Genomic DNA, 24487 nt, shown 5'->3' on the forward strand with positions numbered 1-24487 from the left:
ATGCAACAGGTGGGGTTAGTGTCTCAGACGCTGTGGTCCAGCTCACCCCGGGCCGGGCCGGCACTCCCTGGAGGTCACGTGCGCACCACTCCCCCACGTCCCGCCCGAAGGTCGTTGCTCGCGCTCGGGCTGGGCGCCGTCCTGACCGCCGGCGCCCTCGCCACCGCCACCGTGGCCGGAGCCGCCCCCGATCGCGCCCCGCTGGTCGTCCAGACCACCGAGGGCGCGGTCGAGGGCACCGCGACCGACGGCTACCGCCTCTTCGAGGGCATCCCCTTCGCCGCACCGCCGGTGGGCGACCTCCGGTTCGCCCCGCCCGCGCCGGCGCAGCCCTGGGACGGCGTGCTCGACGCGACCACGCCCGGCAGCGCCTGCCCGCAGGAGCCCAGCGCCAGCAACCCGACCACGTCGCTGGACGAGGACTGCCTCTACCTCAACGTCACGACCCCCTCGGGCCTGGACACCTCGCGGCGCAACCTGCCGGTGATGGTCTGGATCCACGGTGGGTCGTGGCGGACCGGCAGCGGCGACCGGTACGACGCCGGCAAGCTCGCGCTCGAGGGTGACGTCGTGGTGGTGACGATCAACTACCGCCTCGGCCCGCTGGGCTTCATGGCGCAGGAGGACCTCTCCCGCGAGAACGGCGACGTCGCCTCCGGCAGCGCCGGGCTGCTCGACCAGCAGGCCGCGCTGCGCTGGGTGGAGCGCAACATCCGCGCCTTCGGCGGCAACCCCGGGCGGGTGACCATCTTCGGCGAGTCGGCCGGTGGCTCGGCGGTCTGCGCCCAGCTCACCTCGCCGAGCGCGCGGGGCCTGTTCGACCGCGCCATCGCGCAGAGCTACAGCTGCACCGCGCCCTACGACACGCTGGAGACGGCCGAGGCCAAGGGCGCCCGGGTCGCCGAGACCGTCGGCTGCGCGGCCGCGTCCGACGTCGCGGCCTGCCTGCGGGCCACGCCGGTGCAGCAGCTGCTCGACGCCTGGCCGGGCGGCGCCTTCGTCGTCGGCGGCTCAGCCCTGCCGGTGCAGCCGGCCGAGGCGATCGCCGCCGGGAACCACGCCAAGGTGCCGGTCATGCACGGCAACCTCAGTGACGAGAACACCCTGTTCACGCCGCTGGACCCGACCGTCGCCCGGCTCGCCGCCGACGGCTTCACCGGGACCGACTACACGACGGTCCTCGCCGGTGTCTTCGGCGACAACGCCGACGAGGTGCTCGCGCGTTACCCGGCCGACGCCTACCCGTCGCCGTTGCGCGCCCTGGCCGCCGTCAACAGCGACGCCGGCAGCGCGCTGTCCACCTGCGAGCACGTCGATGCCTACGACACCCTCGCCCGCCCGCCGGCGCCGGCTCCCGTCTTCGCCTACCAGTTCCGCGACGAGACGGCCGACCCGCTGGTGGACTTCCCGTACCCGGCCTACCCGGAGGACGCCCAGCACGCCACCGAGCTGCCCTACCTGTTCCCGGGGCTGTTCGGGGACGGGCTGAACGCCGAGCAGGAGCGGCTGTCGACGGCGATGGTCCGCTACTGGACCAACTTCGCGGCCCACGGCAACCCCAACGGCCGCGACGTCCCGACCTGGACCCGCTACCGCGCCTCGAAGGACGTCCAGGGTCTGGACATCGCCTCCGACGGGGGCATCGGCCCGGTCGACGTCGCCGCCGAGGCGGACTGCGCGTTCTGGTCGACGCTGAGTTGAGCTGAGCCGACCCGATCGGCGGCGGGCCCCGGGCAGCGCGTGCTGCCCGGGGCCCGTCCGCGCGAGCGGCACGCCGCCCCCGGGTGCCGCTCGCTACCCACCGGTAGCCCGTGTGGGATCGTCGGGGGCACTACGTCGAGACGGCACCTGCCGCCGTCAGGAAAGAGGACCGATGCGGTTGCAGCTGTCCCCGGAGCTCGAGGCCTTCCGGGAGGAGATGCGGACCTTCTTCACGACCCAGGTGCCGAAGGAGATCCGCGACAAGGTCGCGGCCCACCGGCACGTGTCCAAGGAGGAGTACGTCGAGGCCCAGCGCGCGCTCAACGCCGCGGGTCTGGCCGTGCCCCACTGGCCGGTCGAGTGGGGTGGCCGGGACTGGTCGCCGCTGCAGCGCCACATCTGGCGCGAGGAGATGCAGCTGGCCGGCGTCCCCGAGCCGCTGGCCTTCAACACCAGCATGATCGGCCCGGTCATCGCCGCCTTCGGCAACCAGGAGCAGAAGGAGCGCTTCCTGGCCAAGACGGCGAACCTCGACATCTGGTGGTGCCAGGGCTTCTCCGAGCCCGACGCCGGCTCCGACCTCGCCTCGCTGCGCACCACCGCCGTCCGCGACGGCGACGACTGGGTGGTCAACGGCCAGAAGACCTGGACCACCCTGGGCCAGCACGCCGACTGGATCTTCTGCCTGGTCCGCACCGACCCGACGGCGGAGAAGAAGCAGCGCGGCATCTCGATGCTGGTCTTCCCGATGGACACCCCCGGCGTGACGCTGCGCCCCATCGAGCTCATCGACGGCGGCTTCGAGGTCAACGAGGTGTTCTTCGAGGACGTCCGCGTCCCCGCCGAGAACCTCATCGGCGAGGAGAACCGCGGCTGGGACTACGCCAAGTTCCTGCTGGGCAACGAGCGCGTGGGCATCGCCCGCGTGGGTGCGACCAAGAAGATGCTCGCCCAGGCGAAGGACTACGCCCGCGAGATCACCGTCGACGGCCGCCCCCTGCTGGAGGACCCGTTCATGGCCCGGCGGATCGCCGAGGTGGAGAACGAGCTGGTGGCCCTCGAGCTCACCGCGCTGCGCGTGGTCGCGAACTCCGCCGACGGAAAGCCGCACCCGGCGTCCTCGGTGCTCAAGCTGAAGGGCTCGGAGCTGCAGCAGGCCGCCACCGAGCTGCTGGTCGACATCGCCGGCCCGCTGTCGCTCGCCTCCTTCGCCGAGGAGGGTTCCGACGTGCCGGACTGGGCGCGCGTCGCGACCCCGCACTACCTGAACTACCGGAAGGTCTCCATCTACGGAGGCTCCAACGAGGTTCAGCGCACCATCATCGCCGGCACGATCCTGGGGCTGTGATCTGACGTGGACTTCACCTTCGACAGCGAGCAGAACGACCTGCGGGAGGCCGTGCGCGGCCTGCTGGCGCGCGCCTACTCCGACAGCGAGCAGCGCCGGAAGGTCGTCGCCAACGACCCGGGCTTCGACGAGAAGACCTGGGCCCGCCTGGCCGAGATGGGGCTGCTCGGGCTGCCCTTCGCCGAGGAGCACGGCGGCATGGGCGCCGGGCCGATCGAGGTGGCGATCGTCGCCGAGGAGATCGGCCGGGTCATCGCCCCCGAGCCGTTCATCGAGGCCGTCGTCCTCGCCGGCGGCCTGATCGCCGCCGTCGGCACGGACGAGCAGAAGGGCGAGCTCCTCGGGGCCATCGCCGAGGGCGCCACCGTGCCGGCGTTCGCCCACGCGGAGACCGGCACCCGGTGGAGCGCCTCCGCCTCGGCGGTCAGCGCCACGCAGTCCGGCGACGGCTGGACCCTCAGCGGCGCCAAGGAGCCGGTGCCCACGGGCGCCCGCGCCGACGTCCTCGTGGTCTCCGCCGTGGTCGACGGCGGGACCGGGCTCTTCCTCGTGCAGGGCGACGCCGGGGGCCTGACCCGCACCGGCTACCGCACGCACGACGGCACCCGGGCGGCCAACGTCCGCTTCGACGGCACCCCCGCGACCCTGCTGGGCACCGGCGGGGACCAGACCGCCGCCGTCGAGCGGGCGCTGGCCGAGGCCCGGATCGCCTACAGCCACGAGGCGATCGGCGCGATGGACACCGCGCTGCGCACCACCGCGGAGTACCTCAAGACCCGCAAGCAGTTCGGCGTCACCCTGAACCGGTTCCAGGCGCTCACCTTCCGCGCCGCGGACATGTACGTGTCCCTGGAGCTGGCCCGGAGCGCCGCGCTGTGGGCCTCGATGGTGCAGGACGCCGGTGGCGACGTCGTCTCCGCCGCCGACCGGGCCCGGCTGCAGACCAGCCGCGCCGGCCGGCACATCGGCAAGGAGGCCATCCAGCTGCACGGTGGCATCGGCGTGACCGCGGAGTACTCCGTCGGGCACTACACCAGCCGGCTCACCGCCATCGACCACCTGCTCGGTGACGGCGACTTCGCCGTCGCGCGGCTGGCCCGCACGGTAGGCGAGCGGGCGACCATCGACCCGCTGGGCGCGCCCTACGCCGTCTGAGCGGCACCCCGCCACGGAGCCCCGCCCCTCGACCCCGAGGGGCGGGGCTCCGTCGCGCCCGGGCCGACGGTGAGCGCTGCCGAGCAGATTCTGGCGGTGGACGTGCGCACCGGCGCACACCGTCGAGCGGCCCTCAGTCGCCGAGCATCGCCCGGCGGAGCTCGTCGGCGTCGGCCCGGACCTGGTCCAGCACCGGCACCACGTCGTCCTCGCGCAGCTGACCGCAGGAGAGCCGGGCGATCGGCACCGCCTCGTGGTCCTCGACGGTCAGCCGGGCGGCGACCTCGAAGGCCGCGCGGAGCAGCCCGCCCTCCACCGAGGTGGCGTCGTCGACCTGGTTGAGCCGGTTGGTCATGGTGTGCGGGAAGCCCCACTGCTCCAGCGCGACGGCGGTCAGCCGCACGCTGTTGACGCCGTAGCGGTGCAGCTCGGCGGTGCGCCGCTGGGCGAAGTCCGGGTGCTCGGCCACCAGCGCCTCGTAGCCCTCGGGGTCGTCGTGGTGCAGCAGCGCCGCACCCATCTGGGCGAGCAGCCCCACGCAGAGCGCGTCCTGCGACCGCTCCCCGAAGCGCGGCGCCAGCGTGGAGGACGCCAGGGCCAGGCAGGTGGTCACGTCCCAGAAGTCCTCCGGCAGCCGGGACTCGTCGTCGAGCTCGGTGAGCGCGACGGTCGCCATCGTCCGGACCGTGGTGAAGCCGACGACCGTGACCGCGAACTGCAGGGAGGTGACCCGCCCGCGCATGCCGAAGTAGGCCGAGTTGGCCAGCTTCATCACCCGGCCGGCGAGGGCGACGTCGGAGGCGAGGATCCGGGACAGCACCTTGGCGCTGGTGTCGTCGGAGTTCGCCACCGAGACGATCTGCGCCGCGACCGGGCGCTGGGCCGCCATCGTGTCGATGCCCGCGAGGACCTTCTCCAGGTCGAAGACGGGGGCCGCCTCGCCGCGGGACGGGAGCGGGGTGACGGTCATCGGGTGCACTCTCCGTGGGACGCGAACCAGGCGGCGGCGTCCGCCCCGGTCATCGGCGGGCTGAGGCTGAACCCCTGCAGGTAGGTGGCGCCCAGCCGGCCGAGCTCCGCGGCCTGCTCGGCGGTCTCGACGCCCTCGGCGACGGTGCTCAGGTTGAGGCTGCGGGCCAACGCGATGACGCCGGAGGCGATCTCGGTGTGCCCGTGCGCCAGCTCCGCGACGAACGACCGGTCCACCTTCAGGCAGTCCACGGGCAGGTGCCGCAGGTAGGCCAGCGACGAGTAGCCGGTGCCGAAGTCGTCGATCGCCAGCTCGACGCCGAGGTCGCGCAGTTCGTGGAGGACCGCGCGGGCGGAGTCGGGGTCCTTCATCAGCGCCGACTCGGTGATCTCCAACGCGGCGATCCGGCCCCGGCGTGCCGTGCCTCACAATTGCGCAGCCACGCACCGCGACCGTGCGTTAGCAGGCAAGATCCGTCCAACCCACCGAGCACCGCGAACGACCCCACCACCGGGGTCAGGCGACCAGGCCTGCCCACCGAGGAACGGAGCGCCACGATGCAGATCGGAGTCCCGCGCGAGACGCGGCCCCGCGAGACCCGGGTGGCGGCGACACCGGCGACGGTCACGCAGCTGGTGCAGCTGGGCTACGGCGTCGTGGTGGAGACCGGCGCCGGGACGGCGGCCAGCTTCCCCGACGACGCCTACGTGGCTGCCGGGGCGCGGATCGACGCGGCGGCCGAGGCGTGGGCGGCCGAGGTCGTGCTGCGGGTGAACGCCCCCGCCCGCGACGAGATCGGGCGGCTGGCCGACGGCGCGACGCTGATCAGCCTCCTCTCCCCCACGCTGAACCCCGAGCTGGTCGAGGCGCTCGCCGCCCGCCCGATCACCGTGCTGGCCATGGACGCCGTCCCCCGCATCTCGCGGGCGCAGTCGATGGACGTGCTGTCCTCGATGGCCAACATCGCCGGGTACCGGGCGGTCGTCGAGGCGGCCAACGTGTTCGGCCGGTTCTTCACCGGCCAGGTGACGGCGGCGGGCAAGGTGCCGCCGGCCAAGGTGCTCGTCGCCGGTGCGGGGGTGGCCGGGCTGGCCGCGATCGGCACCGCGTCCAGCCTGGGCGCCATCGTGCGAGCCACCGACGTCCGCCCCGAGGTGGCCGAGCAGGTGCGTTCCCTGGGCGGCGAGTACGTCGCCGTCCCCGCCGGGGAGCAGGAGGTCAGCAGCGACGGCTACGCCCGCGAGATGGGCGAGGACTTCAACCGGCGGGCCGCGCAGATGTACGCCGAGCAGGCCCGGGACGTCGACATCGTCATCACCACGGCGCTGATCCCCGGCCGGCCGGCGCCGCGGCTGCTCACCGAGGAGATGGTGGCCTCGATGCGCTCCGGGTCGGTGATCGTCGACATGGCCGCCGCGCAGGGCGGGAACGTGGCCGGCTCGGTGGCCGACGAGGTGGTCGTGACCCCCGACGGCGTCACCATCATCGGGTACACCGATCTGCCCGCCCGGCTCCCGGCGCAGGCCTCGCAGCTCTACGGCACCAACCTGGTCAACCTGCTCAAGCTGCTGACGCCCGGCAAGGACGGCCGGCTCGTCCTGGACCTCGACGACGTCGTGCAGCGGGGCATCACGGTGGTCCGCGAGGGCGAGCTGACCTGGCCCCCGCCACCCGTGCAGGTCTCGGCGGCACCGCCGCCGGCCGCTCCTCCCGCGGGGGCGACGGCGGGCACCCCCGCCGTTCCGCAGCGGACGCCCGCGCCCGGACGCCGGTTCGCCCTGGTGGGGCTCGGCGCCGCCCTGCTCTTCCTGGTCGCCGCCTTCTCCCCCGACGAGCTCCTCGGGCACCTCACGGTGTTCGCGCTCGCCGTCGTCGTCGGCTTCTACGTGATCGGGAAGGTGCACCACGCCCTGCACACGCCGCTGATGAGCGTCACCAACGCCATCTCCGGGATCATCGTCGTCGGCGCGCTGCTGCAGCTCGGCAGCGACGACGGCGTGGTGCGCGCGCTGGCGTTCGTCGCCACGCTCGTGGCCAGCATCAACGTCTTCGGCGGCTTCGCCGTCACCCGCCGCATGCTGGGCATGTTCTCCCGCGGCCCGAGCCCGGAGAGCGCCGTCCGATGACCGCCACCACCGCCGCGGCCGCGGCCTACATCGTCGCCGCCCTGCTGTTCATCCTGAGCCTGGCCGGGCTGTCGAGGCACGAGACGGCCAAGGCCGGGAACGCCTACGGCATCGCGGGCATGGCGATCGCGCTGGCCGCCACAGTCGGCCTGGCCACGCGGGACATCTCGGCCGTGGGGCTCACCCTGCTCGTCCTCGCGGTGGTCATCGGCGCGGCCATCGGCCTGTGGCGGGCGCGTGTGGTCGAGATGACCGGCATGCCCGAGCTCATCGCGCTGCTGCACAGCTTCGTCGGCCTGGCCGCGGTGCTCGTGGGCTGGAACGGCTACCTCTCCGTCGAGGGTGCCGACGGCGGCTCGACGCTCACCGGCGCCGAGGCCGGCATCCACTCCGGCGAGGTGGTGGTCGGCGTCTTCATCGGCGCGGTCACGTTCACCGGCTCGATCGTCGCCTTCCTCAAGCTCTCGGCCCGGATCAAGAGCAACCCGCTGGTGCTGCCGGGGCGCAACTGGCTCAACCTGGGCGCCCTGGCGCTGTTCGCCGTCCTGACCGTCATGTTCGTGGCCGCGCCGAACCTGCTCGTGCTCTCGGTCGTCACGGTGCTGGCCCTGGCGCTGGGCTGGCACCTGGTGGCCTCGATCGGCGGCGGCGACATGCCCGTCGTCGTCTCGATGCTCAACAGCTACTCGGGCTGGGCCGCCGCCGCGTCGGGCTTCCTCCTGGGCAACGACCTGCTGATCATCACCGGCGCCCTGGTCGGCTCGTCCGGTGCCTACCTCTCCTACATCATGTGCAAGGCGATGAACCGCTCGTTCCTCTCGGTGATCGCCGGCGGGTTCGGCAACGAGGGCGCCGCGGCGTCGTCCGACGTGGACTACGGCGAGCACACCGAGATCACCGCCGAGGAGACCGCCGAACTGCTGCGGGACGCGAAATCGGTGGTCATCACCCCCGGCTACGGCATGGCGGTCGCGCAGGCGCAGAGCGCCGTCGCCGAGCTCACCCGCAAGCTGCGCGCGCACGACGTCGACGTACGGTTCGGCATCCACCCGGTCGCCGGGCGCCTGCCCGGGCACATGAACGTGCTGCTGGCCGAGGCCAAGGTTCCGTACGACGTGGTCCTGGAGATGGACGAGATCAACGACGACCTCGCCGGCACGTCGGTCGTCCTGGTCATCGGCGCCAACGACACGGTCAACCCCGCTGCCACCGACGACCCCACCAGCCCGATCGCCGGCATGCCGGTGCTCCGGGTGTGGGAGGCCGAGCACGTGGTGGTGTTCAAGCGCTCCATGAACACCGGGTACGCCGGCGTGCAGAACCCCCTCTTCTTCCGGGAGAACAGCCGCATGCTCTTCGGCGACGCCCGGGAGCGGGTGGAGGACATCCTGAAGGCGCTGTGACCTCCGCCCGGCTGTCCCACCGCGGCGGGAGCCTTACCGTGAGCACATGCGCGTTCACGGGCCGGTGCGGGAGGTGCCTCCGCCCCGGGCGCGCGACCACGTCTGCTGGGTGTTCCGCGGCGAGGAGGAGCTGGACGCCGCGGTGCTGGCGTTCGCCCGCGGCGGGCTGGACCGCGGGGAACGCCTGCTGGGCGTGGGCGACCGGGTCGTGGCGGCCGTCCGCCGTGGCGGCGCGTCCCTCGGTGACGTCGCGGCGCTCGCCGCCGCCGGCACCCTGCAGCTGCTCTCGCTGGAAGATGCCTACGCCGCCACCGGGGCGTTCAGCGCCGAGCAGCAGCGCGCCTTCTACGCCCGGGCGACCCGGGATGCCCGGGCGGAGGGCTACCGCGGGCTGCGCGTGCTCGCCGACGTCAGCGGGCTGGCCGAGGATCCCGGCGCCCGGGCGGAGCTGGCCCGGTGGGAGCACGTGGCCGACGAGTACATCGCCCGCGGGCCCGGCATGTCGGCGATGTGCCTCTACGACGGCGCCCTGCCGGCAGCGGCCCTGGACGCGGTGACCGCCGTGCACCCGCAGGTCCACGCGCCCGGCCCTCCCCCCGCCTTCCAGGTGTACTTCGACCGGCACCGGGTCGCCCTGGTCGGCGACGTCGACTCGGTGGGTGCGGAGCGGCTCGCCCGGGTCCTGGCCACCTCGCCGGTCGAGGGCGGCACCTGCACACCGGAGCTCTCCGGCCTCGGGTTCGCCGACGTCGCCGGCTGCCGGGCGATCGCCCGCTGGCTCCGGACGCTCGCCGGCACGGGGGTGCGGGTGGAGCTGCGCGACGCCCCGCCGCTGGTGCGGCGGGCGTGGCCGCTGCTGGGGCTCGACCGGTGGGCACCCGTCGCCTTCACCACCGCCGACTGACCCCGCCCCGCCTCCCTGCTGCGGCCGGGCCCGCGCCGACGTCGCACGCCGCCCGGGATCGGCCCTGGCCGGTGGCTGTATTGAGCACCGCTGCACACGCGTCACGCAGCCGGCGCGCGGCCGGCGCGCGGCCGGGCCTCCTGGGCCCGGCGCCGAGGGCGTCCTGCAACAAGGCGGGAGCCCTCCTCTGACCGCCGGCCCGGTGGCCTCGGTGACGATCCTCGGCGACGGCCGCCCCAGCACGGTGGCCGCCAGCGGGGAACTGGCCGTGGAGCTGGACGAGCTGCTCTACCGCCTGGGCACCGGCCCCTGCCTCGAGGCGGCCGCGCGGGGGTGCGGGGGCACGCTGTCCTACCCGCTGCCGGTGCAGGAGCTGGTCTCCGGGTCGATGAACGTCTACGCCCGGGACTTCCCGGTCGCCGACGACCGCACCCGTTCCCTGGTCTCCCGGCTCGCCGCCTACGCCGTCGGCCCGGTGTCCAACATGTACCTGTACGAGACCGCCGTGGAGCGGGCCGAGCACCTGCAGGCCGCCCTGGAGCACCGGGCCGTCATCGACCAGGCCAAGGGCATCCTCATGGAGCGGCAGAAGCTCACCGCCGACCAGGCGTTCCAGCTGCTGGCCCGCGTGTCGATGGAGAGCAACACCAAGCTGCGGGACGTCGCCGCGCGGTTCGTGCTGACCGGGCAGCTACGGCCATCCTCACCGCCGCGCCCCGAGGAGTTGCGCCCGCGGCGCCGGTCGCACACGGTTTCCAGGTGGATCCCTTCCGCGGGCTCGGCATCCCCCGCATCCCCGGGCTCGGCGAGCTGATCGCGCTGCTCCAGACGCAGACGGAGGCGCTGTCCCAGCTCCCCCGGACGCTGGCCGACCTCAACGGCACGGTCCGGGAGCTCACCGCCGCCACCACCGCCGCCCGGGAGACCATCGCGTCCGCCCAGCGGATGGCCGAGCGGCTGGAGGGCCTGGTCGAGGAGCTCGAGGAGCCGGTGCGGGCCCTGCGCCCGGGCATCGAGCGGGTCGGGCGGGTGCTGGACGACCCCGCCGTCGACACCGTGCCGGAGACGTTGCGCCGCATCCACGACGACCTGATGCCGCTGATCCACGGCCTGCGCCAGGCCCAGACCCGCATGGGCTCGGTGACCGGCCTGCTGCGCCGCCGTCCCCCCGGGGACGAGGACGACGGCTACTGACCGGGGAGCTGACCACCGACCCGGTCGCGCTGCTGGTCTGCGGCCTGGCGGTGCTGCTGGCCTCGGTCGTCCAGACGGCGACCGGCATGGGTTTCGGCCTGCTCGCCGGTCCGCTGGTGCTGCTCGTGCAGCCTGCACTGGTGCCCGGCCCCCTGCTGGTGGGCACGCTCGCCGCGCTGCTGCCGGTGGTGTGGCGGGAGCGTGCCGCACTGGAGCTCACGGCCATGCGCGGCGCGGTGCTGGCGTCGGTCCCGGGCGTCGTCGCAGGTCTGCTGCTGTTGCAGGTGATTAACGGTCGTTTGTTGGGCATAACGGTCGCCCTCGTGGTGCTGCTGGCCTGCGGTGCGGCGCTCGCCGGGGTGCGGCTGCCGGGCGGGCGGCGGGCGCTCGCCGTCGCCGGGTTCGCCGCCGGCACGCTGTCGACGGTCGCGGCGACGCCGGGCCCGCCCCTCGTGGTCACCTACCGGGCGCCCACACCGGCCGCCCAGCGGGCGAACCTGTCGGTGTTCTTCGTCGGGACGACGCTGCTCTCCCTGGGCGTCCTGCTGGCCGGGGGCGAGCTCACCGGCGGCGGGCTGGCCGCCGGGGCGGGGCTGGTGCCCTTCGTGCTGGTCGGCTTCCTGCTCGCGGGACCGCTGCGCCGCCGGCTGGCGCTGGCGGCCATGCGCCGCGCCGCCCTGGTGCTGTGCCTGCTCTCCGGGGCGGCGCTGCTCGTCAGGTCGCTGGCGGGCTGACCGTCACTGCTCGGCGGGGGGCTCCCGGCGGACGATGTCGCCAACGGCCTCCTCCAGCCGCGCCCACGTCCCGCTCCACTCGACCAGCGGGTCGAGGATCCGCTCGAAGACGGCGAGCTGCTGGTCGAAGGCGTCCAGCTGGGCCCGCATCGCCGCGATCGAACTGCGCTGCGCGGTCACCATCTCCTTGATCGCGCGGAGTTGGGCGGCGGACATCGCGCCGGGCGGGCTGGGCAGGGCGGGCAGCGGGAGCCGGGACGTCGCGCTGCCCGCGAGACCGCGGGCGCGGTCGCTGAAGAACCGCAGCTGGCTCACGAACTCGTCGATCGACCGGCCCACGAACCCGCCCTGCGGGGTGGTCCGGTCGTCGTCACCGGCCTCGGTCATCGCTCCCCCTCCGTCGCTGCTGCACCGACCTTAGGCAGCGCGGGCACTCCGCCGCGAGCGCGCCGCGGCGGCTCGCCCGGGCGTTCCCGGGCCGCGCGGCCGGTGCGGCCGGTGCGCCGGGGCCCGGTGGGACGGGAGGGGTGCCCACCACGCGTCGGAGCACGGACAGGGGCGCCGCCCCGCGGAAGCTGGCCCGCGGACCGACCCCGAACCCCTGGGAGACCCGTGCACCTCCGCGGCATCCTGCCGGCCCTCACCTCCGTCGCGCTCTGCACGGTGCTGGCCGGCTGCAGCACCCCGATCGCCGTCCGCCCGGCCTCGGCCACCGCCGAAGCCGCCCCTGACCGCACGGTGCCGGACGACCCCGCGGCCGCCGTCGACGCCGCCCTGGCCGGGCTCGACCGGCGGGCGGAGGTCGCCCAGCTGTTCGTCGCGAGCGTCGCGCTGGACGACCTCGGCGACGCCGAGGCGCTCGTGGCCCAGGGGGTGGGCGGCGTGTTCCTCGCCGGCCGGAGCACCGCCCCGGCCACCGGGCTGGCCGCGACGACCGCGCGCTGGCAGGAGCACGCCCCCGGGCCGGGGTTGTGGATCGCGGCCGACCAGGAGGGCGGCGCGGTGCAGACGCTGAAGGGCGAGGGGTTCGAGCGGCTCCCCACCGCCGCCGAGCAGGGCGCGCTGCCCGCCGAGCGGCTCGCCGGCCTCGCCGACGGCCTGGGGCAGGATCTGAGCTCGGCCGGGGTGAACCTGAACCTCGCGCCGGTCGCCGACGTCGTCCCGGCCGGCACCGAGGAGGGCAACGAGCCGATCGGCGCCTTCGGCCGCCAGTACGCCGGCACCGGGCCCGAGGTGGCCGAGGACGCCGCCACCGTCGCCGACGGCCTCGCCGCGCACGGCGTGGTGCCGACCTTCAAGCAGTTCCCGGGGCTCGGGCTGGTGCAGGGCAACACCGACACGAGCGCCGGCGTCGTCGACCCGGTCACCGACGCCGGCGGCGAGCAGGTCACCGCCTTCGCCGAGGCGCTCGCCCGGACGTCGGCCGACGGGTTCGTGATGACGTCGTCGGCGACCTATCCGCGGATCGACCCGGAGAACCAGGCGGCCTTCTCCCGCACGGTGGTCACCGACCTGCTGCGCGACCGGCTCGGCTTCGACGGCGTGGTGATCTCCGACGACCTGGCCAACGCCGCGGCGGTCCGGGATCTCCCCGTCGGCCAGCGGGCCACCCGGTTCCTCGCCGCCGGCGGCACGCTGGTGCTCAGCTGCGACGGCGACCTGGTGCCCGAGATGGTCGAGGCGGTGCTGGCTCGGGCCGAGGCCGATCCCGGCTTCGCCGACGTCGTCGACGCCGCCGTCCGCACCGCGCTCACCGCCAAGGCCGAGGCCGGGCTGCTCGGGTGACCCCTTCAGGCATAGGAAGCTCTACCTGCGTGATGACCCCGTGGGACGCAGGTAGAGCTTCCTATGCCTCAGCGGGGTCCGCTCAGTACCAGCCCTTGGACTGGGAGTGCGCCCACGCGCCGCACGGCGAGCCGTAGCGGTTGTTGATGTAGATCAGGCCCGCGTCGATCTGCCGGTAGCCGTCGGAGGTCTTGGCGATGCCGGTCCCGGCCCAGGTGGAGTCGAGGAACTGCGCGATGCCGTAGGCGGTGCTGCGCGGGTTCTGCGCGTCGGGGTTCCACCCGCTCTCCTTGCCCCACAGGCTCTCCAGGCAGGAGAACTCGCTACCCGAGCCCACCTTGCCCATCGCGTAGTCCTTGAAGGAGCCGGCCGGGGCGGGCGCGGCGGCCGGTGCGGGCGCGGAGCGGGCGGGGGCCGGCGCGGCCGGCGCGGGGGCGCTGGCCGCCTGCTGGCGAGCGGCCTCGGCCCGGGCGGCCTCCTGCTCGGCGGCCCTGCGGGCGGCCTCCTCCTCCGCGGCCTTGCGGGCGGCCTCCTCCTCGGCGGCCTTGCGCGCGGCCTCCTCGGCGGCGCGGCGGTCGAGCTCGGCCTGCTCGGCCGCGGCCCGCGCCTCGGCGGCGGCGGTCTGCTCGGCGGCGCGCTCGCTGCGGCTGGCGGCCAGCGGGGCGAGGCTCTGCACGGCGGACTCGACGGCGTCGGCGGCGGGAGCCTCGGTGGGGATCCCGAGCTGCTCGGCCACGCTGACCGACGCCAGCTCCGGCTCGGCCTGCGCGGCCGGCTCGTCGACGACGACGACGACGTTGACGAGCAGCCCGCCCGCGGCGGCGACCGCCAGGAGCAGCGCGGGACGACGGATCGTCCGGGCGGTGCGCTCGCCCGTGGGGCGCAGGGCGCGGGTGATCGAGGTGTCGGGAAGGTTCATGGGGAGGAACTGCTCCAGGGGGCAGGGCACAGCGGGCCGGTGGCCGGCGCTGCGGCGGGGGTGGTCGAGTGGCAGCGGTGGTCGGGCGGTCGCCCGGGCGCTCAGCGCGGGGAAGGCGCGCGCGAGGCTCCGTACCGGCTGCGGTTCCGTGCAAGGTGGGCCCGCAGGCTCGCCATGCGGCGGCTCTCCGTTTCTTCCGTCGTGCCGCCTACCGGGCCAGCTGACGGGGGGAGAAGCGCTGCTACCCGCGACGGGACGTGCCCGGCGCGCGATTCACCCCAGTGCTGCGGTGGGTCCCCGGCTCGCCCCGGAAGGCGACTCGGCGGCGCCCGGCGGACCTCCCCGGTGGGGAGCGGACGACCGGCCGGGCGCAGCCACGGTAACCACCGTTATGCAGTCGTGACAATCCCCCGACTGCCATCGGTCCGTGACCCGGGCGTCACGGCAGCCGCCAGACGGTGGTCCGGCGCACCGGCACGGGCCCGGTCGGCGACGGCTCGGTGTCGGGGACGTCGTAGGCCGCCAGCGGCTCCAGCCGGTCCTCGGGCAGGTACACCCGCCCCGGATCGCCGATGATCACCTCGGCACCGCGCGCCCGGGCCGCCGTCAGGAAGGGCAGCACCCGGTCGGTCATCTCCCGGTCGTAGCAGACGTCCCCGGCCAGGACGACGCCGACGTCCGGCGGTTCCGCACCGAGCACGTCGCCGACGGGGGTGATGCCCGGGGTCCCGTTCCGGGCCGCGTTGACGGCGATCGCGGTCAGCGCGAACGGGTCGACGTCGCTGGCCAGCACCGCGCCCGCCCCGGCGAGGACGGCCGCGACGGCGACCAGCCCGCTGCCGGCGCCCAGGTCGAGGACCGTGCGCCCGGCCACCAGCTCCGGGTGGTCGAGCACGTGCCGCGCCAGCGCCTGCCCGCCCGGCCAGGCCGCGGCCCAGAACGGCGGGTCGGTGGAGGTGCGCCCGTGCTCGGTTTCCATCGCCTCCCACAGGGCGACGACGTCGCCGGCGACGAGCAGCTCCACCTCGGGCACCAGCTCCGGGCGCACCGGCCGGGTGTGGGCGCGGACGAACTCCGCAGGGATGGGACGGTCCACCCCGGCAGTCAACCGCACCCGGCTCCGGACGCCCGGGCCGCCCGGCTGTGGAGGACGCCGGCGACTTCCACCATCCCGAGGCGGCCGACGGCCAGGGGGTCCCGGAGGCGGGCCGACCAGGAGGAGAGCGCGCCCGCGGGGCGGAAGCCGAGCTCCTCGTTGACCGCCACCATGGGGGTGTTGCCGTCGGAGTTGTAGGTGCTGATGCGGCGCACCTCGGGGAACCCGGCGGCCAGCTCGCGCAGCACGGCGGCCTTCATCCGGGCGCCGAGCCGGTGGCCGCGGTGCGCACGCAGCACCAGCGTGCCGCCCTGGTGGACGAACTCCGGCTGCGCCAGCGGGATCTGCAGGTCGGTGAACCCGACCAGGCGGCCACCGGTCACCGCTCCCGCGCTGAGCACCGTGCGCCCCCGGGCGAGGTGGGTCTGCTCGTACTCCCGGATCCGGTCGCCGTCCCACTCCTCCTCCCCCACCGGCAGGTCGCCGTACGGGGCGTCGGTGGTCATGCGCCGCTCCAGCAGCGCGCGGTCGGCCAGCAGCGGGTCCGGGGTGCGGTCCCGCCAGGTGACGATCTCGTAGCCGGCGCCCGCCGCGGCGGCCCCGGCCTCCAGCGCCGCCAGCCGGTGCTCGTCGACCGGCAGCGCCAGCTCCCGGCGGGTCTCCACCAGGTCGCAGCTCCAGCCGTGCCGCTCGGCGAAGGCCCGCCCCGGTGCCCCGGGGCCCGGTTCGTCCACCTCGCTCACCAGCAGCGAGCGGCCGTGCGTGGCGGCGATCGCACGGGCCTCGGCCAGCAGGGCGCTGCCCAGCCCCCGGCGCCGGGCGGCCGGGTGCACCGCGAGGTCGACCATCGCCAGCGACGGGTTGTCCCGGAGCGGGAGGAGCAGCCGCAGCGCGCCGGCGACCGCGCCGTCCACGAGGGCCGCCCGGTGGGTGCCGTCCCGCGACCCGCCCTGCGCCATGAGCTCGCGGCCCAGCGCGACGTGCTCCTGCGCCGGGCGGGGCGGGGTCGCCGGCCGGGCGTCGCGGCCCGCGGCGGCCCACACCTCGCACCAGGAGGGGAACAGGTCGTCGTCGGGTGCGAGCTCGACGACCCGGCAGGAGGGGTCGGTCACAGCTCCCGTTCTACCGGGCGCGGCAACCGCTTTTCCGGCCTCAGCCCTCCGGTCGCGCCGGCGCCGCCCGCCGGGCGATCAGCCGCCAGTAGGTGCCGGGCAGCAGGCGGACGAGCACGTCGGGCACCTTCGCGGTCCAGCCGATGAGCAGCCGCGGGCGACGGCGCTCGACCGCCGCGACGATCTGCGCGGCGGCGACCTCCGGCGGGATGCGCAGCAGCTTGCTGAACTGCTTGCGGCCCTCCTCGTACTCCTCCACCGACACCCCGGCGCCGGTGCGGGCGCTCTCGGCGATCCGGGTGCGGATCCCCCCGGGGTGGACCACGGTGACGCCGATGCCGTCGTCGGCCAGTTCGTGGCGGAGCGCCTCGCTGAACCCCCGGACGGCGAACTTGCTCGTCGCGTAGGCGACCTGCCCGGCGGGGGCGAAGATGCCGAAGACGCTGGACACGTTGACCACGTGGGCGCCGGGGTGCGCCTTCAGCACCGGCAGCAGGGTGTGGGTGAGGCGGACGACGGCGCGCAGGTTGACCGACAGCAGCCACTCGACGTCCTCCAGGCCCACCTGGTCGAAGCGCCCGCCCAGGGCCACGCCGGCGTTGTTGACCAGCAGCGTGGTCTCCGGGTGCTCGGCGACCAGCATCGCGGCCATCCGGGCGGTCGCCTCGTCGTCGGCGAGGTCGACCACGTGGGTGGCGACGCGCAGGGCGGGGTGCCCGGCCGCGATCCGGCCGGCCACCGCCGCCAGCCGGTCGGCGTCCCGGTCCAGGAGCACCAGGTGGCTGCCGCGGCCGGCCAGCTGCTCCGCCAGCGCCTCCCCGATCCCGCTCGCCGCGCCGGTGACGACCGCCGTCCCGCCGGCGAACGCGTAGGGGCGCATCACGCCACGACCCGGTCGGCGGCGGCCGGCACGCGCGGCTGGAAGGTCATGCCCTCGTCCTCCAGGGGCCCGCGGCGCATCACCGCGACGTCGCGCAGGTAGTTCTGGTGCAGCCGCCAGGGCGCGCGACGCCCTTGCTGCGGCAGGCCCGCGAGGCCGCGCTGCACGTAGCCGGCCGCGAGGTCCAGGAAGGGTGCGCCGCCGCCCTCGGGCGGGGCGACCGGCGTCGCCGACGCGTAGCCGTGTGCGTCCAGGTGGTCCAGCAGACGGCAGACGTAGCGGTTGACCAGGTCGGCCTTGAGCGTCCACGAGGCGTTGGTGTAGCCGATGACCATGGCGAAGTTGGGCACGCCGGAGAGCATCATGCCCTTGTAGGAGACCCGCTCCGGCAGCTCGACGGGCTCTCCGTCGACGACGATGCGCATCCCGCCCACGGGCAGCAGGTTCAGCCCGGTCGCGGTGACGACGACGTCGGCCGCCAGCCGCTCCCCCGAGGCCAGCTCGATGCCGTCCTCGGTGAAGGTGGCGATCCGGTCGGTGACGACCGACGCCGTGCCCCGGCGCAGGGCGCGGAACAGGTCGCCGTCGGGGATGAGGCACAGCCGCTGGTCCCACGGGTCGTAGGGCGGGTTGAAGTGCGTGTCGACGTCGATGCCCGGCAGCTGCTTCTGCGTCATCCGCCGCAGCAGCGAGCGCACCAGGGCCGGGCGCCTGCGGCTGAGCTGGTAGAGCGCGGTGCTGGTGAGCACGTTCTTCCACCGCACGACCGAGTAGGCCGCCTTCTCGGGCAGCCGGGCGCGGAGCTGCTGCGCCAGCGGGTCGCGGCCGGGCAGCGACATCACGTAGCTGGGCGTGCGCTGCAGCATGGTCACGTGCGCGGCCTGCTCGGCCAGGTTCGGCACCAGCGTGACCGCGGTGGCCCCGCTGCCGACGACGACGACCCGCTTGCCGGTCACGTCGAGGTCCTCGGGCCAGTGCTGCGGGTGGACCAGCTGCCCGCGGAAGCGCTCCTCCCCGGGGAACTCGGGCCGGAAGCCCTGGTCGTAGCGGTAGTAGCCGGAGCAGACCTGCAGCCAGGAGCAGGTGAGGGTCACCGTCTCACCGGTGTCGGTCCGCTCGGCGGTGACCGTCCAGCGGGCGTCGGCGCCCGACCACTCCGCCTGCACGACCCGGTGGTGGTAGCGGATCTTCTCCGTGACGCCGTGATCGCGCGCGGTCTCCTCGAGGTAGCGGCGGATCGCCGGGCCGTCGGCGATCGACTCGGGCTCCTGCCAGGGCCGGAAGGAGAAGCCGAGGGTGAACATGTCCGAGTCCGAGCGGATGCCCGGGTAGCGGAAGAGGTCCCAGGTGCCACCGAGCGCAGCCCGGGACTCCAGCACGGCGTAGCTGGTGCCCGGGCGCTCGAGCTCCAGGTGGCAGGCGGCGCCGATGCCGGACAAGCCGGCGCCGACGATCAGGACGTCCAGGTGGTCGGTGGTCACGTCGCACTCCCCGGTCCGCACCGCCGGCCGGGCTGCCGCGGGCTGGCCCCGACGGTATCGACGGTCCGTCGAGTGCGTCAACACGGTGTCGACAACCGTCGTCCGGTGGCTATCCTGCCCCCGTGCCGACTGCCGCGAGCGACCCGTCCGTCGCCGGTCGCGGCCGGCGGGCGGCCCGGCCCTCCGGCGACGACCGCGAGCTGGCCATCCTCGCCACCGCCGAACGACTGCTGGCCGAACGGCCGCTGGCCGCCATCTCGGTGGACGACCTCGCGCGCGGCGCCGGCATCTCCCGGCCCACGTTCTACTTCTACTTCTCCTCGAAGGACGCCGTCCTGCTCGCCCTGCTCGACCGGGTGGTGGCCGAGGCCGACACGGCGATGCGCCAGGTCTTCGACACCCCGGCGTCCGGGGCACGGGACGGCTGGGCGCGGGCGATCGGCGCCTACTACGAGACCTTCCGCGCACACCGGGCGCTCACGGTCGCCTGGGCGCAGGCCCGCTCCACCAACGACGAGGTCCGGGCGCTCTGGTCCGCGGTCGTCGAGCGCTGGGTGCAGCGGTCGGCCGCGGCCATCGACGCCGAGCGCTCGCGCGGCGCCGCCCCGCCCGGCCCGGCCGCCCGCGACCTCGCGGTCGCCCTCACGTCGATGAACGAGCGCGTGCTCTACGCGACCTTCAGCGGGGACGGCCCGGCCGTCGCCGAGCAGGACGTCGTCGGCGTCCTGCTCGGCATCTGGCTCTCCGCCGTCTACGGCACCGCCGCGCCGGGCTGAGCCGCAGGCGCCGCTGCAGGCGCGGCGTCAGAGCCGGAGGGTCGCCACCGTGCTGCCGGTGAGGCTGCCGAACCACAGCGTGCCGCCGGCCTCGCGCACGCCGGTGAGCATCTCGAAGCCGGGGATCTCGCCGCTGATGCGGTGCACCGTCGCCCCGTTCGCGTCGACCGCGAGGACGCCGAGCGTCCGGCCGGGGCTGGGCTGCAGGCGGGGCGGGAGCATGCTGAGCAGCGCGCGCAGCGGGGCGGGCAGCCGGTGGATGGCGGCCAGCGCCGCGACCCGGGGGCTCGGCAGGGTGATCCACACCAGACCGTCCGAGCCGAGCGCGATGTTGTCGGGGTGTCCGGGGAGGTCGTCGACGAACACCTCGCTCGTGCCGGCCCGCGCGCCGGTCAGCCACACCCGGCGCAGCCGGGCCGCGCCGGTCTCCGCGACCGCCACCCACGACTCGTCGGCGGCCAGGGCGACACCGTTGGCGAACTCCAGGCCGCCGAGCAGCTCGGTCACCGTTCCGTCGGGCGCCCGCCGGAGCAGCCGCCCGCTGGCGGTCCGCCGCACCAGGTCCGCCCGCCACCGCGGGATCAGGTAGCGCTGCGAGGAGTCGGTGAACCAGATCGTCCCGTCGGCGCCGACGGCAGCGTTGTTGACCGCCCGCAGCGGGCGCCCGGCCACCTGGTCGGCGAGCGTCCGCACGGCCCCGTCGGCGAGCGAGACGGCGAGCAGCCCGGCGTCGGAGGCGCAAACGAGCAGATCGTCGGCGCCCAGGAGCTCCAGCCCCAGGGGGCGGCCGGGCACCCTGGCAACCGTCTCGACCGGTCCCTCCGGGCCGGCCACCCGCACGATCCGCCCGTCGGCCAGGCCGGTGAGCACCCGCCCCGTGCCGTCGACGAGGACGTCCTCGGGCCCCTCGCCGACCGGCACCACCGTCGTCCCCGCGAAGTCGCGCACGCCGTCCCCTTCCGCTCGCCGCCCGCGGTCGCCCCGCGGGTCAGCGGCAGTCTGCCCGACCGCGGTCCCGGTCCCGGGGGTCACTCCCCGACGACGGCGCCGGCCTCGTCGGTGGTGAAGTCGCGCCCCTGTGCGCCCGTGCGGACCACGGTGACCGGGCAGGCGGCGTGGTGCACCAGCTGGTCGCTCACCGACCCCAGCAGCAGACCGGCGAAGCCGCCCCGGCCGCGCGCGCCGACGACGAGCAGGCTCGCTCCCTCGGCGGCGGCGAGCAGGCCGGGCACTGGGGCGCGGTGGACGACGTGGGTGGTGACCCGGCAGGCGGGGTCGAGGCCGGCCGCCACCACGTGGGCGGCGAGCTCGTCTCGCACGGCCTGCTCCCAGTCGGCCAGCGGCGGCACGTAGCCCGGCTCCCAGGTCGCGGGCTGCGGAGCGCTCGTCATCGACCAGGCGCGGACGACGTGCAGCTCCACGTCGGCGCGGCGGGCGAGCCGCCCGGCCCAGCGCAGCGCCTCCTGCGCGCACTTCGAGCCGTCGTGCCCGACCACGACGCCGCCCTCGACCTGAACGACCTCACGGACCTCGTCCACCGCTGACCTCCTCGTCGCTGTGCGCCGGCGCGATCACCGGCCCGGCCAGCCTCTCACCACCCGCGGCCGTGCACGTCCCCGGCGCGGCGCGCCGTCAGCCGACGGGCTCGGCGCGTCCGCCCAGCAGAGCCAGCTCCTCGGCCGGCGGGACGCCGACGGCCTGCAGCGCCGCACCGATCCGGTCGGTCAGGCACCGCAGCGACTCCCGGGCCTGGTCGCGCTGGCGGCACAGGTCCTCGACCTCGGCGCGGACGGTGGCCAGGTGGGCGCCAGCGGCGTCGTCGGCGGCGGCGCGGTCCCGGCGCGCCTGCTCCGCCGCGGCCTCGCGCTCGGCGGCGGCCTCCGCGGCCAGCCGGTCCCGCTCCGCGGCGGCCTCGGCGGCCAGCCGGTCCCGCTCGCCGGCGCCCTCCTCGGCCAGCCGGTCCCGCTCGGCCGACGCGATGCGCAGCAGCTCCGCGGCCTCGACCTGCGCCTGCTCCAGGGCGGCGGCGCCCTCGGCCCGGTCCCGCTGCGCGTTGACCCGCAGCTGGTCGGCGACGTCGATCGCCAGCTCCTTGATCTCGTGCGCCTTGCGCAGCCGGGCATCGGCCTCCAGGCGCGCGTCGGCGCGCAGCTGCGCGGCCTCGGCCTCCGCGGCGTCCAGCACCTGCGCGGCCTGGTCCTCGGCCAGGCGCAGCACCTCCCCCACGCGGGCGCTGACCGCCGGGCGCTCCCGGCCGACCGGCTGCTCGGCGAGGAGCCGGCGGGAGATCTCCAGCTCGGTCCCGCAGGCGACGACGCGGTCGAGCAGGTGCTCGCGCTCGCGCTGTGCGGCGGCGAGCTCGTTCTCGGCCCAGGCGACGTAGTTGTCGACCTGCACCCGGTCGTAGCCGCGCACCGATCCGCGGAACGACGGCCCGTGGTCCAGCAGCACCCCCAGGCCGCCGGTCGCCCACGCGGGCGGGGCGGCGGCCCCGTCCGGCGGCACCTCCTCGTCCTGGGCACGGTTGGCGACGAATTCGACACGCCGGAGCATCCGGATGGCCCCCCTGGGAAGTAGGTGGAGCGGAATCTGCCAGAGAGCCACCGGGCGCGCGGCTCACCGTGACGGCTCCGTGACCCGTGTCGCGGTGGGCCCGGTGGTGCCACGGCGGGGTGTACCGGACCGGTTACGGATCGCTTCTACCGCGCCTCCGCACCCCCCGTCGGGGCGAGCGGGCATAGCCGGTCGGGGACGGGTGTTGACCCGGCAGAGATGATTGCACTCTCAACCAGATTTGGAGCTCGAGATGCAGTTCGGCGTCTTCACCGTCAGCGACATCACCACCGACCCCACGACCGGCCGCACCCCCACCGAGGCCGAGCGGCTGAAGGCGGTGCTGGCGATCGCGCAGAAGGCCGAGGAGGTGGGGCTCGACGTCTTCGCCCTGGGCGAGCACCACAACCCGCCGTTCTTCTCCTCCTCCCCCACGACGACGCTGGCCTGGATCGCGGCGCGGACGCGGACCCTGCAGCTGTCGACGTCGACGACGTTGATCACCACCAACGACCCGGTGAAGATCGCCGAGGACTACGCGATGCTGCAGCACCTGGCCGAGGGCCGGGTCGACCTGATGATGGGTCGCGGCAACACCGGCCCCGTCTACCCGTGGTTCGGGCAGGACATCCGCAACGGCATCGAGCTGGCGGTGGAGAACTACGCGCTGCTGCGCCGGCTCTGGACCGAGGACGTCGTCGACTGGTCCGGCCGGTTCCGCACGCCCCTGCAGGGCTTCACCTCCACGCCTCGCCCGCTCGACGGCGTCCCGCCGTTCGTGTGGCACGGCTCGATCCGCTCCCCGCAGATCGCCGAGCAGGCCGCGTACTACGGCGACGGCTTCTTCCACAACCACATCTTCTGGCCGGCCGAGCACACCCGGCGGATGGTCGAGTTCTACCGCCGCCGGTACGAGCACTACGGCCACGGCGCCGCCGACCAGGCGATCGTCGGGCTCGGCGGGCAGGTGTTCATGCGGAAGAACAGCCAGGACGCCGTCGCCGAGTTCCGGCCGTACTTCGACAACGCGCCCGTCTACGGCCACGGCCCCTCGCTGGAGGACTTCAGCCGGGAGACCCCGCTGACCGTGGGCAGCCCGCAGCAGGTGATCGAGCGGACGCTGGGCTTCCGCGACTACGTCGGTGACTACCAGCGGCAGCTGTTCCTCATCGACCACGCCGGGCTGCCGCTGAAGACCGTCCTCGAGCAGCTGGACCTCCTGGGCGAGGAGGTCGTCCCGGTGCTCCGCCGCGAGTTCGCCGCGCTGAAGCCCGCGCACGTCCCCGACGCGCCGACCCACGCCTCGCGGGTCGCCGCCGCCGGCGGCGCTGCGGACCGCACGGTGCACGCCCCGGCCGACGACGTGACCGGCCGGGTGCGGGACGAGGTCCGATGAGCACCCGCACCCTCGCAGTGGTCAGCGCCGGGCTGTCGACGCCGTCGTCCACCCGGCTGCTGGCCGACCGGCTCACGACGGCGACGGTCGAGGCGCTGCCCGAGCGCGGCGTCGCGGTCACCGTCGAGGTCGTCGAGCTGCGGCAGCACGCCCGCGACCTCGCCGACAACCTGACCACCGGGTTCGCCAACCAGGCGCTGCGCGGCGCGGTGGACACCGTCGTCGGCGCCGACGGGCTGATCGCCGTCACGCCGATCTTCTCGGCGTCCTACAGCGGGCTGTTCAAGACCTTCGTCGACGTCCTGGAGAAAGACGCGCTGACCGGGAAGCCGGTGCTCCTGGGCGCCACCGCCGGCACCGCCCGGCACTCGCTGGCGCTGGAGCACGCCATGCGGCCGCTGTTCGCCCACCTGCGGGCGATGGTGGTCCCCACGGCCGTCTTCGCCGCCCCGGAGGACTGGGCGGGTGGGGACACCGCGACGCCGGGGCTGACCGGCCGGGTGCGCCGCGCGGCCGGCGAGCTCGCCGACCTGGTGGCCGGCCGCCCCCCGGCCGCCCCGGCCGATCCGTTCGCCGACCCCGCGACCTCCTTCGAGGACCTGCTCCGCGGGAGCTGAGCTGCCGGCCGGGGGGGGGGCCCCCCCCCCCCCCCCCCGCCCGCGGGAGACCAGATTCGGCACCCGCGCCGGGCGGCGGGGGGGGGGCGGGGGCCCGCCCGCCCCCCCCCCCCCCCCCCCCCCCGCGGCGGGTCAGTCCTGTTCCTCCTCGAGGACGCCCTCCTCGCCGCCGCCTTCCTCCTCCACGATGCCGCCCTCGTCGAGCGGCTCCTCACCACCACAGGCGGTCATGGTGAACGAGGCGGCCGCGATGGCCACCCCGGCGGCGGCCGAGCGCCAGCGACGGTTGGGCAGAGAGGTACGGCTCATGGGGTTCTCCTCCAGGTCGGCCGGCCGC

General features: G+C 75.0%; 25 protein-coding genes. 13 read left to right on the forward strand and 12 right to left on the reverse strand.

From position 1 onward, the window contains the following. The first annotated feature begins 78 nt into the window (after positions 1 to 78). The 3 genes from QOZ88_RS04890 to QOZ88_RS04900 all read left to right on the forward strand — a co-directional run bounded on the left by QOZ88_RS04890 (position 79) and on the right by QOZ88_RS04900 (position 4204). Positions 79 to 1701, forward strand: coding sequence for a carboxylesterase/lipase family protein (locus QOZ88_RS04890; protein ID WP_305998672.1), 1623 nt, complete (start codon positions 79 to 81; stop codon positions 1699 to 1701). 172 nt (positions 1702 to 1873) lie between these two features. Continuing rightward, positions 1874 to 3049 (forward strand): acyl-CoA dehydrogenase family protein, encoded by a 1176-nt coding sequence (locus QOZ88_RS04895; RefSeq protein ID WP_305998673.1) that lies wholly within the window; start codon positions 1874 to 1876, stop codon positions 3047 to 3049. Positions 3050 to 3055: 6 nt separating this feature from the next. Then, positions 3056 to 4204: an acyl-CoA dehydrogenase family protein gene (locus tag QOZ88_RS04900; RefSeq protein WP_305998674.1), complete on the forward strand. Its 1149-nt coding sequence runs from the start codon at positions 3056 to 3058 to the stop codon at positions 4202 to 4204. A 133-nt stretch (positions 4205 to 4337) separates the two neighbouring features. Here QOZ88_RS04900 and QOZ88_RS04905 read toward each other — a convergent pair whose 3' ends face one another. Both QOZ88_RS04905 and QOZ88_RS04910 read right to left on the reverse strand, forming a co-directional pair. After that, positions 4338 to 5174 carry an HDOD domain-containing protein gene (locus QOZ88_RS04905; RefSeq protein WP_305998675.1) on the reverse strand — a complete coding sequence of 279 codons (837 nt, stop codon included), beginning with the start codon at positions 5172 to 5174 and terminating at the stop codon, positions 4338 to 4340. Then, the gene (locus QOZ88_RS04910) at positions 5171 to 5569 is read right to left on the reverse strand and encodes an EAL domain-containing protein (RefSeq protein ID WP_305998676.1); all 399 of its coding nucleotides are present in this window, start codon (positions 5567 to 5569) and stop codon (positions 5171 to 5173) included. Before QOZ88_RS04910 ends, QOZ88_RS04905 begins: the two co-directional genes overlap by 4 nt. 162 nt (positions 5570 to 5731) lie before the next feature. On the opposite strand from QOZ88_RS04910, the gene QOZ88_RS04915 reads away from it, so the two are divergent. The 6 genes from QOZ88_RS04915 (at position 5732) to QOZ88_RS04940 (ending at position 11535) form a co-directional block, all read left to right on the forward strand. Then, positions 5732 to 7300 carry a Re/Si-specific NAD(P)(+) transhydrogenase subunit alpha gene (locus QOZ88_RS04915; protein ID WP_305998677.1) on the forward strand — a complete coding sequence of 523 codons (1569 nt, stop codon included), beginning with the start codon at positions 5732 to 5734 and terminating at the stop codon, positions 7298 to 7300. Next, entirely contained in the window at positions 7297 to 8703 is a 1407-nt protein-coding gene (gene pntB, locus QOZ88_RS04920) for a Re/Si-specific NAD(P)(+) transhydrogenase subunit beta (protein ID WP_305998678.1), read from the forward strand. The genes QOZ88_RS04915 and pntB overlap by 4 nt, the downstream gene beginning before the upstream one ends. 46 nt (positions 8704 to 8749) lie before the next feature. Continuing rightward, positions 8750 to 9607 carry an MEDS domain-containing protein gene (locus tag QOZ88_RS04925; RefSeq protein WP_305998679.1) on the forward strand — a complete coding sequence of 286 codons (858 nt, stop codon included), beginning with the start codon at positions 8750 to 8752 and terminating at the stop codon, positions 9605 to 9607. A 211-nt stretch (positions 9608 to 9818) separates the two neighbouring features. After that, entirely contained in the window at positions 9819 to 10421 is a 603-nt protein-coding gene (locus QOZ88_RS04930; protein ID WP_305998680.1) for an ANTAR domain-containing protein, read from the forward strand. Further along, positions 10367 to 10801 (forward strand): hypothetical protein, encoded by a 435-nt coding sequence (locus QOZ88_RS04935; RefSeq protein ID WP_305998681.1) that lies wholly within the window; start codon positions 10367 to 10369, stop codon positions 10799 to 10801. Before QOZ88_RS04930 ends, QOZ88_RS04935 begins: the two co-directional genes overlap by 55 nt. 50 nt (positions 10802 to 10851) lie before the next feature. Continuing rightward, positions 10852 to 11535 carry a TSUP family transporter gene (locus tag QOZ88_RS04940; protein ID WP_305998682.1) on the forward strand — a complete coding sequence of 228 codons (684 nt, stop codon included), beginning with the start codon at positions 10852 to 10854 and terminating at the stop codon, positions 11533 to 11535. A gap of 3 nt (positions 11536 to 11538) precedes the next feature. Here QOZ88_RS04940 and QOZ88_RS04945 read toward each other — a convergent pair whose 3' ends face one another. Next, positions 11539 to 11922 (reverse strand): hypothetical protein, encoded by a 384-nt coding sequence (locus QOZ88_RS04945; protein WP_091933915.1) that lies wholly within the window; start codon positions 11920 to 11922, stop codon positions 11539 to 11541. 225 nt (positions 11923 to 12147) lie between these two features. Between QOZ88_RS04945 and QOZ88_RS04950 the strand changes: the two genes are divergently transcribed. Next, positions 12148 to 13320 carry a glycoside hydrolase family 3 N-terminal domain-containing protein gene (locus QOZ88_RS04950; RefSeq protein WP_305998683.1) on the forward strand — a complete coding sequence of 391 codons (1173 nt, stop codon included), beginning with the start codon at positions 12148 to 12150 and terminating at the stop codon, positions 13318 to 13320. A gap of 82 nt (positions 13321 to 13402) precedes the next feature. Here QOZ88_RS04950 and QOZ88_RS04955 read toward each other — a convergent pair whose 3' ends face one another. The 5 genes from QOZ88_RS04955 to QOZ88_RS04975 form a co-directional block, all read right to left on the reverse strand. Next, a complete protein-coding gene (locus QOZ88_RS04955) occupies positions 13403 to 14239 on the reverse strand; it encodes an aggregation-promoting factor C-terminal-like domain-containing protein (RefSeq protein WP_305998684.1) in 837 nt (278 codons plus the stop codon). A gap of 439 nt (positions 14240 to 14678) precedes the next feature. Further along, a complete protein-coding gene (locus QOZ88_RS04960; protein ID WP_305998685.1) occupies positions 14679 to 15335 on the reverse strand; it encodes a class I SAM-dependent methyltransferase in 657 nt (218 codons plus the stop codon). Positions 15336 to 15343: 8 nt separating this feature from the next. Further along, positions 15344 to 16447, reverse strand: a complete 1104-nt coding sequence (locus QOZ88_RS04965; RefSeq protein ID WP_305998686.1) for a GNAT family N-acetyltransferase — start codon at positions 16445 to 16447, stop codon at positions 15344 to 15346. A 40-nt stretch (positions 16448 to 16487) separates the two neighbouring features. Next, the gene (locus QOZ88_RS04970) at positions 16488 to 17327 is read right to left on the reverse strand and encodes an SDR family NAD(P)-dependent oxidoreductase (RefSeq protein ID WP_305998702.1); all 840 of its coding nucleotides are present in this window, start codon (positions 17325 to 17327) and stop codon (positions 16488 to 16490) included. Beyond that, complete coding sequence (locus tag QOZ88_RS04975; protein ID WP_305998687.1) at positions 17327 to 18808, reverse strand: flavin-containing monooxygenase; 1482 nt, start codon at positions 18806 to 18808, stop codon at positions 17327 to 17329. Before QOZ88_RS04975 ends, QOZ88_RS04970 begins: the two co-directional genes overlap by 1 nt. Positions 18809 to 18930: 122 nt before the next feature. Here QOZ88_RS04975 and QOZ88_RS04980 point away from each other — a divergent pair, with 122 nt between their 5' ends. Further along, positions 18931 to 19584, forward strand: coding sequence for a TetR/AcrR family transcriptional regulator (locus QOZ88_RS04980; protein WP_305998688.1), 654 nt, complete (start codon positions 18931 to 18933; stop codon positions 19582 to 19584). Positions 19585 to 19611: 27 nt separating this feature from the next. Here the strand turns inward: QOZ88_RS04980 and QOZ88_RS04985 are convergent, their stop codons facing one another. The 3 genes from QOZ88_RS04985 to QOZ88_RS04995 form a co-directional block, all read right to left on the reverse strand. Beyond that, positions 19612 to 20532: an SMP-30/gluconolactonase/LRE family protein gene (locus QOZ88_RS04985; RefSeq protein ID WP_305998689.1), complete on the reverse strand. Its 921-nt coding sequence runs from the start codon at positions 20530 to 20532 to the stop codon at positions 19612 to 19614. An 80-nt stretch (positions 20533 to 20612) separates the two neighbouring features. Continuing rightward, positions 20613 to 21122: a universal stress protein gene (locus QOZ88_RS04990; protein ID WP_305998690.1), complete on the reverse strand. Its 510-nt coding sequence runs from the start codon at positions 21120 to 21122 to the stop codon at positions 20613 to 20615. Positions 21123 to 21216: 94 nt separating this feature from the next. Then, on the reverse strand, positions 21217 to 22137 hold the full coding sequence (locus QOZ88_RS04995) for a DivIVA domain-containing protein (RefSeq protein ID WP_305998691.1): 921 nt from the start codon (positions 22135 to 22137) through the stop codon (positions 21217 to 21219). Between the two features lie 253 nt (positions 22138 to 22390). On the opposite strand from QOZ88_RS04995, the gene QOZ88_RS05000 reads away from it, so the two are divergent. After that, positions 22391 to 23533 (forward strand): LLM class flavin-dependent oxidoreductase, encoded by a 1143-nt coding sequence (locus QOZ88_RS05000; protein WP_305998692.1) that lies wholly within the window; start codon positions 22391 to 22393, stop codon positions 23531 to 23533. Then, positions 23530 to 24150, forward strand: coding sequence for an FMN reductase (locus QOZ88_RS05005; RefSeq protein ID WP_305998693.1), 621 nt, complete (start codon positions 23530 to 23532; stop codon positions 24148 to 24150). Before QOZ88_RS05000 ends, QOZ88_RS05005 begins: the two co-directional genes overlap by 4 nt. A gap of 132 nt (positions 24151 to 24282) precedes the next feature. On the opposite strand, the gene QOZ88_RS05010 is transcribed toward QOZ88_RS05005, so the two are convergent. Further along, complete coding sequence (locus tag QOZ88_RS05010) at positions 24283 to 24459, reverse strand: hypothetical protein (RefSeq protein ID WP_305998694.1); 177 nt, start codon at positions 24457 to 24459, stop codon at positions 24283 to 24285. Between the last annotated feature and the right edge of the window lie 28 nt (positions 24460 to 24487).

Origin of the sequence: Blastococcus carthaginiensis, assembly GCF_030731085.1 — a bacterium.
Lineage (GTDB): Bacteria > Actinomycetota > Actinomycetes > Mycobacteriales > Geodermatophilaceae > Blastococcus > Blastococcus carthaginiensis.